This window comes from Gallibacterium melopsittaci, from assembly GCF_042433085.1.
Classification (GTDB): domain Bacteria; phylum Pseudomonadota; class Gammaproteobacteria; order Enterobacterales; family Pasteurellaceae; genus Gallibacterium; species Gallibacterium melopsittaci.
In genome coordinates, this window is the sequence record NZ_JBHLWA010000006.1 from 1 (window position 1) to 16,325 (window position 16,325).

Sequence of the window (16,325 nt, forward strand, 5' to 3'; positions counted from 1 at the left end):
GTTATATTTGGTCATAAAAAATCTGCACCTCTGTCTGTTGGATAATAAGTCCAACTTTAGGGGTGCAGATCATTTGGTTACCCTTTTTGTTTTCTATTAATTAAAGACATAGTAGACAAATTTGTTGCTGATCTACCAAAAACTATGCCAAGTAGACAAAATTGTGGCTAATATTTATTTTCTTTAAATATTAGCCACTCTTTTTATTTAAAAAATCTTGTATAAACAACATTTTACGTTTTTTCGTTAAGCCATTATGATTATTTAATTTTCTCATCACAATTGCCACCATATGAAATTGACACATCTGTATCACACCAAAATAACGACCGAAGAAAGTCGTATCCATAATTGATGTTCAGGTATCGATTTAAAGGAGTTTTTAAAGATGTTTTAAGGGCTTTATCAATATGTCTTTGAATAGTTCTGACTGAATAATGATATTTAACGGCAAGTTGTTGATAGGTTTGTTTTCCAGAGGTGTAATATGACCAAATTTTTTTGTCCTATATGCCTTATTATATTTATATTAAAATCAATAAGTTATTAGTGGATAATGGAGGCGTGTACCGGAGTCGAACCGATCTACATGGATTTGCAATCCAGTGCATAACCGCTTTGCTAACACGCCATATAAGGCAATTCAAGGATTTTAAATTTTAAGAACTAATTTGGGGAAGTTACTATTAAAAATCCATTGAATATATAAAATGAATGGTGCCCGAAGCCAGACTTGAACTGGCACGCCTCGAAAGGCGAGGGATTTTAAATCCCTTGTGTAAACCAGGTAAACTATCTCAATTAATTTATAACTTTTTTACCTTGAATGGTTTCTATTGATCTAATTGATCACGAATGATTCTACTCTTTTTTTTCGTTATGTGTAAAGACAATTTTTGTTATGAAATCATAATATTAGGTATCAAAATGCTTTGTATGCTTAAAAAATAAACACTGTCGCCAGTGGCGACAGTATCTATTTTTGTATTTAGAGCTAAAATCCAAACGCAAATCCAGCCGCACCTGCTATATCACCACTTGAACTGGCTGACGCACTAAAGCTAACAACAGCGTTATCTTTGTCACTCTTAACACGTAAGCCGATTGCAACCGCACTTTCACCGCTGAAAGTTGCCGTTCCTGCACCTACGTTGTAACGTTTATTTGTTACGGTTGGAATTGCGCTCATTGCCATTGCGGAAGCAATGCCAGCTCTGGTTTCTTCTTTGAGGCGTTTAATTTGTTTATCTGTATGCTGTTGCAAACCATTAATGCGCATATCAGTATAAGTATTTGCTTGTGCTAACGTGTTACGAGTCATATCATGCACATAGCTATGTACTGCACCACTTGTGACAAGTTGTTTACTATTTTTTGCAACTTTATCTGTGCCTAGCTTGTTTTGCCATTTTTGTACATCTTGAGCAGTGAGATTTTTCGCTGATCTATCTGCCTTGTTAGATACGTCTATACCGTTGATTACTGCATTCTGAATTGCGGTATAAACAGTTTTACCGTTAACAAGATTTTTATCAGTTTCTGAAATTGTGCCTATGCCCAGTTTTTTAGCATATTTTTCAGCATCAATATTACTTGCATCTGTATTGGCTTTAGTATTTAGGTCTGGCTGAATAGCTTCTTTAATATCGTTATTAGATACATTGACCGCATACAATGTATTACCGTCCTTAACAGTTTTAGATACGGTAGTATTAGTACCATTTACGATTTCTACAGCTTCATTGGCTAAGTTCTTAATAGTGGTTTTACCATTATTAGTTATATTGTCCAGGTCAGTATTAGCCTTATTAGAGAGAGAGGTATTAATCGTAGTAATATCACCTTTATCTGCTTTAGTTTCTAAAGCAATATTCAGTGTATCGCCAGTAATCAATCCTTTATCGCCTTTGGCATTCTTACCATTACCAAGTTTCTCTTGCCATTTCTGCACGTCTGCTGACACAAGGTTGCTGGCATCTTTGTTAGCTTTACTGTCAAAGTCTTTTTGGACTGCCCCTTTAATCGCTTCATTAGAGATGTTGACCGCATAAGTCTTAGCATCACCATCTGTACCTTCGGTGACAGTGGTGTTAGTTCCTGCTACCACTTTGACTGCGCCTTTGGCAAGGTTCTTAATCACCGTTTCACCATCCGTAGTAAGGTTATTCAGGTTAGTGTTGGCTTTGCCATTTAATGCTGTATTGATACCGTCTAAACTAGTATTGATATTAGTAATATCAGTTTTATTTGCTTTATCTGATAATGCAGCAGTTAAAACGGTATTTAGTGTATCGCCAGTAATCAAGCCTTTATCACCTTTAGTATTGGTGCCATTACCAAGTTTCTCTTGCCATTTCTGCACGTCTGCTGACACAAGGTTGCTGGCGTCTTTGTTTGCTTTACTATCTAAGTCTTTTTGTACAGCACCTTTAATTGCGTCATTAGAGACATTGACTGCATAAGTCTTAGTATCACCATCTGTACCTTCGGTGACGGTGGTGTTAGTTCCTGCTACCACTTTAACTGCTCCCTTAGCAAGGTTTTTAATCACTGTTTCGCCATCACTCGTAATGTTATTAAGGCTGGTATTGGCTTTGCCATTTAATGCTGTATTGATACCGTCTAAACTAGTATTGATATTAGTAATATCAGTTTTATCTGCTTTTTTACCTAATGTCGTATTAAGAGCTTTAGTATTACTATCAAGTGCAGTTAATGCAGCCCCAACATTGCTGTAATTTTTAGCCGTTGGTGTTGTACTAGTTACGTCCGTAATCGAGTATGTCGGTGCTGTTACTCGTCCATTGGTGTCCACGGATGAGCCACCGCCAAGGTGCTTGGCTAAGTCTGATGCTAGATTACTTAATGCTGTTGCTGTTGCACTGTTTTCCGTCGAACCGACACCAAGCAGGGTCTTCCAGTTTTCAATGTTCACATTTGTACCATTTTCAAGGATATCGTGAATTTGGCTACCGTTGATAGCGTCTTTACTGGTTTGGCTAATAGTGCCGTCAGCCACATAGACAATCTTACGTTGTGCTGCGGTAGAGCCGACAGATACGGTATTGTCGCCACCATCTGCACTGTTCGCTCCGAGGATTACAGCATTGTTGACTTTTGTCACTACATTAGATCCAAGCACAAAAGTATTGTTGCCCGAGTTATGTGGGTTAGTGGCTTCACCAATGGTATTGTTATTACCAAAAGCGTAACTGCCGTCACCATAGATATAATCTGGGTCTCCGAATGCCCCAGAATTGTTACCCAAGATATTATGCCCAGTCCCAATCGCAATCGAGTTAGTCCCTGTTACAGCCGATCCTTTGCCAATGGCAATGGAGTTTTCACCTGTCACGATGGTATCTGTGCCAATCGCAAGTGAGTTAGCGCCTGTTGCGAGGGCATTTGTGCCAATGGCATAGGCATTTTCGCCGACGTTTGTTAAGTCATTCAGTGTTAAAGCGTCACGCAATGCTTGTAATCTATCTTGTTCAGATTTGAGTTCATTCGCTTTAGCAGTGAGTTGTCGCATGATTTCTTCATATCGCTGAGACAAAGCAATGTCTGCGTCGCTAGGGTTTGTGTTGTCATACGTGCTTTTCGCCTGATCTGCTGCGGTTTTTAATTGAGCAATCTCTGCTTCTTTCTCGGCAATCGCATTTTTATTAATGCCTAGAGCCTCTTCTAGCTCTTGTGTTAATTTTTGCGTAGTAACTTTATTTTTTAATAAAACATCAGAAACATTTTCTTTGTACCAAGCATTATGAGCTTGGTAAATTTGATTATCAAATGAGGTTACATCTCCATTATAGAGTGATGGGATACGTGTAATGCTCATTGCTATTGCTTTAGCCTTATTGAATGCCTCTACTTTTTTATCTAACCAAGTCGTATTTTTCGTTTCCTCATACATAGTTTGATAATAAGCTATATCTAATGCGTATTCCTTAAGCATTAGGGAGTTATCAAGATAAGAAGCATATCTTCTTGCTTTACTATTATCTTCATCTAAGAAATAGTGATTCTGATTCAATAGTTCGGGTAAACTATCCCTAATTTTCTTGAGTGCTTCTTTTTGATTTTCATATGTTGTCTTAGTTATAACTCTTTGAAACTCTATGTCGGTTGGTTGTTTGTTTTTAAACAGAGATTCAAATCTCTGGACATCATCAATTTCAGCAACCACAGTTCCATACACTGTTGGCATAGAGATATCTCTGCCTCTAACTAATCTTAGTTTTTCCCCGTCTTGTATCAATCTCGTAGTATCGTCATAATCATAAAAAGGGTTGTAGCCAACAAAAGCAACATAATTGTTATCTAAATTTAGCACAGGGAGATTAATGTTGTATTTAGTTATTGTATTGTTATAGGTATCTATAACATTTTGAGCTATTTGGGTTCCACTTACTACTTGGTTTTTGAGGGCTTCTATTATAGTGAATCTGATGTTTTGTTTAATATTATTACTTTCATTTTCAAGTGTTCTCGCATCTCCTAATGCTGTATAGTAGCTACTCACATAGTCTTTATAAAAATCTACACTTAAATTAAGTGTTGTTCCCTCTTCTGCAATAGATTTAAGTTGTGTTGCTGCATTAGTCAGTCCTTCGTCAGAGCTAATATCTACATTTTGGATACGACTAACACCGGTCAAACGACTATTTAAATCATCAATTTTTGCCTGAGCGTCTGCTAAAAATTGGGCTGAACCTGCAACTGTATCGTTGTACGTTTTTAGCTTATTTTGCCATACGCTATATGCGGATTGTTTTGCCAATCTGACTTGTTTTACACGTTCGCCAGCTTCGATTATGTCGGCTTCGACTTTACGGATGTTTTGCAATTCGCTTAGTAAACGGTTTGTGTTAGCTTCTGCAGTAGAAATTTCGTCTAAACGTTGTTTGTTTTCAGCTAACTTCTTTGTAATCGAATTTTTAGTTTCATTACCGCCTGTGGCTACTGCGTTTTTTCCAAGTGCAAGTGAGTTAGTGCCAGTTGCGATTGATCCAGTACCTCTTGCCCGAGCATTTGTTCCTATTTCTAAGCCTGAATCATCCCCGATATTATTAATCGTGATGTTTACTAGATCGGATTGTTGATTTTCTGTAGCAGCATGAGCTGTTGATAAGGTAGCAGCTAAAATTAAAGCGAGAGTAGTTTTTTTCATATTAGTCTCCTTATGTATTTAAAGAGACATCATCAGATTACTTAATCATACTGTGAATAGATAATTATTTTTTGATTAATAAGAAAAATTTTCTAACTTTTAGTGAATATTAAAAACATATAAAAAAGAAAAAGCTAGGTAATTAGTGATTAATACCTAGCTTTCAGGTGTAGACTATACTATCCAAAGATGATTTCATCATCTAAATCAATAGTAGAGTTATGCCATATCTCTTTAATTTCTTTAATAGATAAATTAGAGTGTATTTTTGATATATCTTCTTTAATAATTAATGAAGATTCATTGCTTTCTTCACTCTGTAAGCGAATAGCCCAATTACCAGTAACATACGCTAATGTATGAAAACAATATCTTTGCTCATTACTTAATGTATCTCCAACAATCACTGTAGCAGGAATATGAAGTAATGTTAGCTGTATATAGCACATCATTGCAGTAATAAAATCTATATCTCTTGCTTCAACATAAAGTTGTCGTTGATAATTGATATCATATTGTTGCAATGTTTTTGCCATCGCTATAATCATTGCTCCAGAACCACATGAGGGTTCGCTTAATGTAATAAACTCTTTTTTGTGTGTGTTTTTGTCAATATGTAATTGAGCCATAAATTCGGCAATAGGAAATGGCGTAAAAAATTGTCCTTTAAATTCATCACCTAAATCTAATGACATAAACACATCGCCTAGAAAATCTTGATAAGGTTGCTGCTCAAATGCTATAACGACAGAAGAAAATAATTTACTAAGTAGTGTTTTTTCTTCTTGATTATATGATATAGCTATCCTTTGGTAGTCTTGTAAAAGATTTTCATCAACTTCTATATTTATGATTTTCATTACACAAGCATAAAGTTCAAAGCCAAAAATGAAAATAAAGTCACTAAATAAAGCAGAACTTCTTTTTCCTGATATATTGATAAGTCTGTGAAAATCACTGATAAATGTTTTCTTCTCATCTTGTCTAGTTTTCTCTTTCATTACATTACTCCTTAAGTCGAATAAAGGAGTAACCCTTAGAGGAGGTTACTCCTCTAAGGGAAGAAAATAGATAAGTTAAAATTTATTCATTATCACAATGCCAATCTTCATCTTCATAACCGAATTCTTTCGCAAGAATTTTTACTTCAGATGTAGATTCAGGATATTGATAATAACAATTTTCAGATTCAACAGACGAGCAGATGCCCCCAAAGAACATACCTGGTTCAAAATAAGTTAGCTTAAATGTTACATTTGGAAATGTATCAATTAATGTCTTAAACCATGCCTCAGGAGCACACCAAGGGGTATCAAAGTCAATGGAAAATTCTGTGTGATTAATATCATAATCAGGACAATATTGTGTAGTTGCATTCCACTTTACTCCCCAATTTTTATAACACCAATCATACCAATTTCCTACACCGTACTTTTCAATATTTTCTAAATATTGACGACCAAACAATAAGTTAAATCCGAATTGCTGTTGCTTATCGGAATTTTGCTCTAACCATTGAATACATTCCCCAATTGTCATTAGTTTATTATCTCGAGCAAGAGTCGATAAACTATGATGAATTGGGTTAGGTAACGTAATATTTGCTACTTGCGAATCAGCTGGTAGTTTTAATAACTCAACTGTATTATCGACAAAAGAATTAACACCAATATTTAATGTTTTTGGCATTGGAAGAAGTAATTCAAAATCAAGAATAAAGTGATAATCTTCTTCATTGTTATCATGAAGACGTATGACTTTTTCAAGAACAGTTTTCAATTCATCTGCGGTATTCGCAATAATATCTAAGCGATTTTCACACCAATTTGGCATAACATACCTCCTTAAATAGTAATAAGTAATTAAAAGAGTATGTATCCATTCTTATGAGGGATAACATACCCCTCATAAAAGGTGAGTGTATTTAATAACGAATTTTATGCAGCTGTATATTGTTCTTGAAGTTGCATAATTTCTTCTATTTGCAATAAATAATCTATTGCTCTCCTTGCATGGCCCGATGCTCTAAAGATAGCTTTTTTATCTGATTTGAGGATTTTAAGCCACGAATCAATATAATTTGCATGATTAGATATCGTGTCGAAGCCTAAAGCAGCACAAAGAAAAGCACTTCCCATCTCAGCAATAAGTTCTTCAAATGCATAGATTTGATTTCCGAATTTTGCTTTTGTTGAAGTAATTCCATCACGATTTAATCGATCTTTATGACCAGTTGCATGTACTATTTCATGCAATAAAACACTATAGTAATTTTGCTCTGTATCAAATTGAGATCGATTTGGCATAATAATACTATCCGTTGATGGCTTATAATAAGCCTGGTTATTATTACCGTGATTAATTTTCACATTCATTCCAGAAGTAATTTGCTTTACTTTTGCAATTTTTTGTAGATCAGATGGACTTGTTTGGGGTTTATCGAATAGATTCTCAGGTAAATTTTCACATTGTTCAATATTAAAGACAGAAAAGGCAGTAATAAAGGCAAAGTGTTCAATTTCTGGATAACCATTCTCATCTAAAATAACTTGTCCATTCTCATCACATTTCTCTTTAGAAATAGGGTGATAATTAACAATTTTTGTTGCTTTTTCACCTTTGCGGATTTTTCCACCAAGTTTATTAATCTTTTTGACAGAAATCCATTTGGACTGAGTATAACCTTTTTCGATGGCGGTTAACTGCAATAAAAGAATGTTAATGCCATTGTAATAACGACCAGATACATTTTGAGGTAATGTACATACATTATTCCAAGGTTTAATCCAAGGTCTTACCCCATTTTCAAGTGCAGTAATGATACGATCAGTGACATATTGATAAATATCTAAGTGAGTTTTTTTCGATTTCATAATCTGTTCTCCTTAATAAAAAAGGGAACAGACCTCTTATTGGGAAGGCTGTTCCCAAAAGAGGGTGAAAGAAAGTATATAGTATTCTATTTTGGCAATAGAGTAACTATAAAACATAAATATCACTATAAAAAGTGAGTAAGCATATAGCTTAAAGGCGACCATTTATATCAAATAAAAAAGATATCAGCACATTACAGGTCAGTGCTTGGTTTTAAATGCTACCTACGATAGCGATTTAATGTTGCATTGATAACAAACTTTTGGTCGGATAAGAAGGAGTTATTAGTTATATGAAATTATTGAAAAATTTTCTAGAATTTACATTATTATTTTTTAGTTGGAACAGCAATTTCAATCGCCTCTGCCAGTTTTAAAAAATATTTGTAATAAAAACCTCTCCTATCCGATTTTAGGTTATTTATTCTAATTTGTGATAATTATCACAATATATATTTATTTTTTATATTGATTTTTGTTGTTGTCATTAAGTATAGTTATCAATTAAGTATGTATTCCCTGTATAAGGTAAGAAATGTGTCGTTGGCTAATAAAGAAAGTAAGTAAAAAGTATAAAGATATTTATAACGTTATTGCTTCTCATTCTGAGTCTGAAGAATATTGTTGTATTGTTCATCATATTTGTTGTGGCATGTTTATAATATTATTACTGCTTATCAATTATGATAGGATCATTGCTGAAATAACAACACCAATTCGTTGTGCAATAGCAGGTGATACAGTGAGAGTGCTCATGCCAGTAGAAGAATGGCAAAAACAACGAGGAATTGAGAAGTTAAGGTCAGTAGAAAATTATAATGAATATAGAACTCTTTTAGAGTTAAGTTATTCCAATTTATCACCATCTGAAAAAAAATTAATCCCATATAAAATAAATTTTGATGGAAATAAATATGTATTTGATGAGGGAGTAGTACATTCAGGCATAATAATTTATTTGAAGGAAATTAATTATTTAAATATTTTTATTACATATAAGAGAATTGTTTATGATGTTTTTTTGCAAAAAATAATTCTAAGTTCTGATGATGTACGGGGACAATATTGGACGCTAATGGGACCTGGTTCTATTGAGATAAAGTGTAGAGAACCTAGCAATTATGATAAGTTGATAGAACACTTATATCAATATAATTTCTAAGCAGATAATTAAGGAATATAAAATGGATGAACAGCAAAAACAACGAGATAAAGCCTTATTAAGTGCAGCGGCATACACTAATTTCTTTAACGAAAATGGAGTACTTTATAAAAAATCGGATATTAAAAGTTCTTTAAACAAGGATAGTTCATTTGAAGAAGAAGATTTCAACTATTTTGATGAGAATTTTGAAGTTCTCCATCAACAATTAGAAACTGCAAGTGGTTTCTCAGCAGTATTGATTAAGGATAAGCGCACTGGTCAATTAACTTTAGCTATTCGAGGAACCCAAGAGCCAATTGATTTTGTTCAAGATATAAATTTAGTAAAGAATGGACTTGCTGTAGAGCAACTAGTGGATGCAACTAATTATCTGTCCAAATTGATGACACCAGTAGGACAAAAATATCATCATTTGCAGATAAAACATATGATGAGAGGATATCAAGGAGTTATGCTTTCATCAGATAAAAATAAATTTTCAATAACTGTTGTACGAGATGAAGATGGTTTAGGATTAATTTCAGGGAATATAGATATTGCTGGGCATAGTTTGGCTTATTCTCTTTCCATATCATTATCAACGATTTTTAAAAATATAGGTACAGTTAGTGGGTTTAATGGGGCCGGTGCAAAGCTATCTGAAAATTCAGAAACGCTTAAAAAAATAGCATTACTTTCTGAACAACAGTTTGATTTAGATAGAGGTATTGCCAAATCAACAAACTATGTTGGAGAAGGAGCAAGATTAATAGCCAGTGATTTACCTTATGATCAAAATGGGCATGTTGTTATTATAGAAACGGGTGCTAAAGCAATTTATGAAAAGCTTATAGATAATAAAGATTATCCTGGATTAATTGTTTTTGCATCAAGGGATCATGGTATAGGAACATTTTTAAAGTATTATAATAATTCAACCACCTATAATGTATATTATAAAGCATTACTTAACAAGGATAATACTACCAACACTAACATCAATATTGATTCTTTAAAGACAATTATTAATAACCCTCCTAAGCTAATTTATAAGAAACTTTTAGGCACTGAAGAAATTTCAGAAAATAATTATGGAGTATCAGCAATCTTAAAAAATTACAATAATCAAAATAATAACGTATATTACGAATTTATTAATAGAATTAATAATAATTTCTCTTCAACAGCTATTACAAATAACGCATTTGAACTTATAAAAAACACAGATCTTAACCGTAAGAGTATTATTGATAGTGGCAAAGATATTGCTTTCTCATCAAATGCTTTATCTTTTGTTACAGATAGATTAGCTCTAAATGCAGATGCGGTTCGTGATGGTGGCTTAATGAATAATATTAACGTTTCAAAATATTATTCTAGTCTAGATGGTTTCCGTATAAGCAATCATAATGAATCATTAGAGCCACTAAAAAATTATCAAAATAAATCTAGTTCTACTAATAACGCTATCAATACTGCACTTCAAATCATCAATTTAAATAGTTCCAGCGCTGTTGGAAAAGGTTCTCGTCCAATTGATCCATTAGTTATTGATTTAAATGGTGACGGTATTAAGTTAACACGCTATACAGATACTCCAATACTATTTGATATTGATAATGATGGTGGTTCCTTAGAGGAAACCGGTTGGGTTAGTGCGGCCGATGGGATTTTAGTTCATGACTTAAATAATAACGGCAAAATTGACAATATCAGTGAAACCTTTTCCGAATACTATGCGGGTAAATCAGGACGTAATGGTGAAAGTGGTGAAAAACGTTTTGTAAATGGTTTTGAGGCACTACGTACCTTAGATAGTAATAATGATAATAAATTTGATGCGAAAGATAGTGCATTTAATCAAGTAAGGGTATGGCAAGATAAAAACCAAAATGGGATTACAGAAAACGGAGAATTATTGACTCTTAACTCATTAGGTATTACAGCAATTAACTTAGATTATCAATTTAAAAATGGTGAATTTTACCAGGGAAATGAGTTATTAGCAAAAGGTAATCTTGTCCGTAATAATAAAAATTATGATATTGCTTCTATTAATTTCTTGGCCAACCCTCGAGGTCATACGATTACTGATGCTCAAGGTGGTAAAAAGACTGCTACTGAAGGTGATGGAGTTATTGGTAGTGCAACCAGTTTTACAGCGACCAATAATGATTCCAGAATACTTAATGCAACCTCACTAGGTGTAGTTAATATTGAAGCTGGCGGAGGTAATGATACTTTACAAGGAAATGATAAAGATAACTGGCTAGTCGGTGGTGCAGGCAGTGATACTTTCTTTGGTGGAGCTGGAAATGATGTTTTGATTATTGATGGTGACGATTTACCTGAAAATATTCATGGCGGTGATGGTGATGATGTAGTTCAAGTGATTGGTGGTAAAGCAGTTACTTTAGATCTCGGTAAAGCTGAAGTTGAAATTATAAATGGTGGTCGTGGTAATGATTTCTTCTACTCCTCAGGAAATAGTTCTATTTTTGTACGCGGTGGAGATGGTGATGATATCCTGCTAGGAAGTATTGCAAATGATGCTCTAGCGGGTGAAAACGGTGATGATTTTGTCTCTGGTAATGCAGGTGATGACGTAATTCGAGGTCATCGTGGTAAAGATATTCTTTATGGTGATGCAGGTAATGATTTAATTTATGGCGGTACTGATGACGATAAATTGTTTGGTGGTGCTGGAGATGATGCGTTAGTTGGTGATAGTGGTGATGACTTCATAGATGGTGGAAGCGGCGATGATATCGCAGAATTTTCAGGTAAGTTCGAAGAATATGAAATCACTAAATTAGAAGATGGCATCTTAATTAAAGATAAAGTTCAAGGGCGTGATGGTACAGATTTCTTAATTAATGTTGAAAAAGCTGCCTTTACAGACATTCAAGATTATATACTCCCATCTGTTGAGCATGATTTAGGCGGAATTGATAATGCTGTACCTGTTATGGATATTATTGCAGTCGATAAAAATGGCCAAAGTTTAGATGGAAAACGCAGCTTTATCATTACTCAAGCACAATTATTAGCAAATGATATTGATCTTCAGGGTGATACTTTAATTGTTGCAGAAGCGTTTGATGTTCGTGGTGGTACATTGAGTGTGACAGAAAACTTTGATATTCAATTTACACCAGATCCAACTTATCAAGGTGTTGCTGGCTTTAAATATCACTTGATGGATAACAAAAATCTATCCGGTATTATTGTGGGTGGTAAAGAACGTTTTGCGCAAGTTTATTTTAAGACGCCAGATCTACCGACTGATCCTCTCTTCTATGAGCAATACTATTTACAAGAATCTAAAGTAATTGGAGCATGGGAACATTATACAGGTCAAGGTATAAAAATTGGTCAGTTTGAACCTAGTGGCCCATTTTCGGTCGCTGAAGAGGTGGCTGATTATCGTAATCCAGAATTACGTGCAAATATTGATAAAAATTGGCGCTATGGATATGAATTTACTACACGTGAGGAAGATAAACTCTTTAGTAAACATGCAACGGAAGTAGCAAGTGTAATGGTGGGTGCACGCAATGGCGAAGACGGTGTCGGGGTTGCTTATAATGCGACATTAGCTAGCTATTGGGTTGGTGCAGATACGAGAAGTTTAGCAAAAATGAAAGACTATGATGTGGTTAATCATAGTTGGGGACGTAAAGAGAATTTTGTTAAACAGCTCCAAAACGAAAAAGATCAGGCGGTTGCAGATAAATGGTTAACAGATAATTATCGTGCGGCACTAACACAAGGGCGGAATGGTCTAGGCACTGTTATTGTTAATTCAGCCGGTAATGAACGGATGGAAGGTGGCAACGCTAACTACTCTTACTTAACATCCTCTCCTTATACTGTTGTCGTTGGTGCAGCAGAGTTAGATGATAACCACAAGACAGTGATTGCACCTTATTCCAATGCGGGCGCTAGTGTATTAGTTTCTGCCCATGGTTCTCATGTTGTAACCACATCTCGTCGTCTAATTAATGCAAATGGCGGTACATTAGGCTCAGAGTCAGCTTCAGTGAATGGTACAAGTTATTCTGCGCCAATTGTGACGGGTATTATTGCTCTGATGTTGGAAGCAAATCCGAACTTAGGTTATCGAGATGTACAAGAAATTTTATCGTTGACAGCAACAAGTGAAAATGTCTTGACCGGTGATTGGCAATGGAACGGTGATAGTACATGGAATAATGGTGGTCGCCATGTTAGTCATGACTTCGGTTATGGATTGGTTGATGCCAAAGCCGCAGTACGGTTAGCGGAAAATTGGCATATGCAATCGACATATGATAATCAAACACGTTTAGAGCATATTTATCGTTCCGGTAAATTAGATCAACAAATTGATGATAATGGTGGTCGTCAGTTCTCTGTTACGGTAAATAGTTCAACACTACGTGTCGAAAATGTGAGTGTCACAGTCAATTTAACTCACTCACGTGCCAGTGATGTTGCCTTGAAATTAATTTCTCCGTCAGGTACTGAATCTTTACTCTTAAATGAAGCGGGTAAATCAAAAGATAATCCGGAAGGTGATAAAACATTTAATGGTAGCCAAACACTCCAATATACCTTTAATACTGCCTTATTAAGAGGTGAAAGTGTTGTGGGTGAATGGAAGCTCCAAGTATTCGATACAACAACAGGTGAAACAGGAACATTACATGATTGGAGCCTAAGCTTTGAGGGCTTTGCTAATAATACTAATGATACATATGTTTATACCGATGAATATAAATACCTCAGTAAAACACGTAGTTCATTACAAGATACTGATGGTGGTTTCGATATCGTCAATGTTGCTGCAATGAGTGGCAATATGTTCGTTGATTTGAATATGGGCTTCGGGAATTTAAATGGTAGTTTCCTCTTTATGAATGAAAGTCAGATCGAAGGGGTAATTAGTGGTGATGGTGATGATCATTTAGTCGGAAATGCGTTAGATAATCTACTCATTGGTGGTCGAGGCAATGATCAATTAGAAGGTGCTGCGGGAAATGATACATTATATGGTGCTCAAGGTAATGATACTTTAACCGGTGGAGATGGCTTTGATACCTTTGTTGTAAATAAAAATGCGAATACAACAGACACGATTACCGACTTTAAAGTGGGAGTGGATCGCTTAATTTTAGCTGAGTTCCCTGGTCTTAAACGTCTTGATTTACGACAAGATGGACAAGATACCATATTGTCTTTAGGTAATAATCAATATGTACGCTTTACGAATTTACAGGCAAGTAGTTTAAGCCTAAATAATGTCGTTATTCTTGCAGAAAAATATAATACATTATATATGGAAAAATATAATGGATATGGTTTTGCGAGTGATACGTCAGAAACTGCATTACCGGATGTTGGCGTAGCTTATTGGGGTACAGCTGGCGATAATCGAATTTTTGGCGGTGAAGGTGCAGATACTTTATATGGCGGTATGGGTAATGATCTAATCGTTGGCGAACATCAAAGTAATGGTCAAACAGGTGGAAATGATCTCTTATATGGTAATGAAGGTAATGATCATATCTTAGGTGGTGGTGGCCATGATACCCTTGATGGCGGTGATGGCGACGATATCTTAGAAGGGGGTGCTGGTAATGATACATTACACGGCGGTGCTGGATCAGATAGCCTTTCTGGTGGCGATGGTAATGATGTTATTTATTTAGAAGGTGACGATGCAGCTAGTGGCCATCAAAATAAGTATTATGCAACAAATCAAACTTTAACAGGTGTTGAGATTAATAAGGCATTAGCGATTGGTGGTAGCGGTTCAGATCGTTTTGTTGTTGTAAAAGATAATTCACCTGGTGTTGGAAAAGGATTGCTGAAAAATCTCATTGTTGATTTTGATGTGAATGATCCAAATGAAAAAATTGATTTATCGCAATATGATATAGGATTACTCAATATTGAAATGCAAGAGTTTGTCATTGATGGTGGATATATCACAAGGGTTTGGCTAGGTAAACCAAGTGAAAATACACAATACATTAGCTTGTATAATGTCCGTATTAGTCAATTAAAACAAAGTCACTTTATTGAGCCTGCAACAGTTAATCCATTACCACGGCTACAAGAAACCTTTAATGGGGGTAGCGGTAATGATACTTTACAAGGTAATGCAGTTGGCAATTATTTTGATGGCAAAGCGGGAGCTGATACGATGATCGGCTTGGAAGGTGATGATGTTTATGTAGTTGATAATAGTGGTGATAAAGTTATCGAAGCGAATGAATCTGGCTATGATATTGTCAAGTCAACAATTTCATATCGTCTTGCGGACAATGTTGAAGAGTTGCAATTACTTGGTAGCAGTGCAATTAATGGTACAGGAAATCGCTTAAATAACCGTATTGTCGGTAATAGTGGTAACAATGTTTTAGATGGCGGTTTAGGCGATGATACCTTAATTGGTGGTGAAGGTAATGATACTTACTTAGTTGATTCTACCTTAGATACCGTTATTGAGAAATTTAATCAAGGTGTAGATCTTGTTCGTAGTAGTGTGTCTTTCACGCTATCGGATAATATCGAAAATCTTGAGTTAATAGGGGATCAACACATTGCTGGTAATGGAAATAGTGCTAATAACAAACTGCTGGGTAACCAAGGGCATAATCGCCTGATGGGGTATGCCGGTAATGATACACTCCAAGGCCGACAAGGAAATGATATTCTATTTGGTGGCCAAGGCAATGATACCTATGTGTTTGCTCGTGGTGACGGTATTGATGTGATTATGGAAGAACAAGGTAATGATACTTTACGTTTTACTGAAGTTAATCATGATCAATTATGGTTTAGTCGTTCTGAAAATGACTTAATTGTTGGTGTTATTGGCACACAAGATAATGTCATTGTAAATGACTTTTATAATCCGCAGTTAGATCACAAAGTAGAAAATATTGTGGCAGGTAATAAACGATTAAGTTATGCACAAGTGGACAATTTAGTAAATGCAATGTCTAATTTTGCTGTTCCGAGTGCTGGACAAATCAATTTACCTCAGGATTACCAAGAACAATTGACCCCAGTATTAGCGGCAAACTGGCGTTAATATATAGGTGAGGGATAAGAGGTGACATAATTTTTATGTTACCTCTTTTTTTTG

At 35.1% G+C, this 16,325-nt stretch carries 6 protein-coding genes and 1 tRNA gene; 2 read left to right on the forward strand and 5 right to left on the reverse strand.

Features of this window, described 5'->3' with window-relative positions; all coding sequences use genetic code 11:
* Positions 1 to 557: 557 nt before the first annotated feature.
* The 5 genes from ACFFHT_RS01430 to ACFFHT_RS01450 form a co-directional block, all read right to left on the reverse strand.
* Positions 558 to 631, reverse strand: a tRNA-Cys gene (locus ACFFHT_RS01430).
* 363 nt (positions 632 to 994) lie between these two features.
* Positions 995 to 5,170: a YadA-like family protein gene (locus ACFFHT_RS01435; protein WP_382372785.1), complete on the reverse strand. Its 4,176-nt coding sequence runs from the start codon at positions 5,168 to 5,170 to the stop codon at positions 995 to 997.
* Between the two features lie 179 nt (positions 5,171 to 5,349).
* On the reverse strand, positions 5,350 to 6,171 hold the full coding sequence (locus tag ACFFHT_RS01440) for an N-6 DNA methylase (protein ID WP_382372787.1): 822 nt from the start codon (positions 6,169 to 6,171) through the stop codon (positions 5,350 to 5,352).
* Between the two features lie 82 nt (positions 6,172 to 6,253).
* Positions 6,254 to 7,003 (reverse strand): DUF1281 family ferredoxin-like fold protein, encoded by a 750-nt coding sequence (locus ACFFHT_RS01445; RefSeq protein ID WP_382372789.1) that lies wholly within the window; start codon positions 7,001 to 7,003, stop codon positions 6,254 to 6,256.
* Between the two features lie 104 nt (positions 7,004 to 7,107).
* Complete coding sequence (locus ACFFHT_RS01450; RefSeq protein ID WP_382372791.1) at positions 7,108 to 8,043, reverse strand: ArdC family protein; 936 nt, start codon at positions 8,041 to 8,043, stop codon at positions 7,108 to 7,110.
* Between the two features lie 535 nt (positions 8,044 to 8,578).
* On the opposite strand from ACFFHT_RS01450, the gene ACFFHT_RS01455 reads away from it, so the two are divergent.
* Both ACFFHT_RS01455 and ACFFHT_RS01460 read left to right on the forward strand, forming a co-directional pair.
* The gene (locus ACFFHT_RS01455; protein ID WP_382372793.1) at positions 8,579 to 9,205 is read left to right on the forward strand and encodes a hypothetical protein; all 627 of its coding nucleotides are present in this window, start codon (positions 8,579 to 8,581) and stop codon (positions 9,203 to 9,205) included.
* 22 nt (positions 9,206 to 9,227) lie between these two features.
* Positions 9,228 to 16,271, forward strand: a complete 7,044-nt coding sequence (locus tag ACFFHT_RS01460) for an SPM autocatalytic domain-containing protein (protein WP_382372795.1) — start codon at positions 9,228 to 9,230, stop codon at positions 16,269 to 16,271.
* Positions 16,272 to 16,325: the final 54 nt, after the last annotated feature.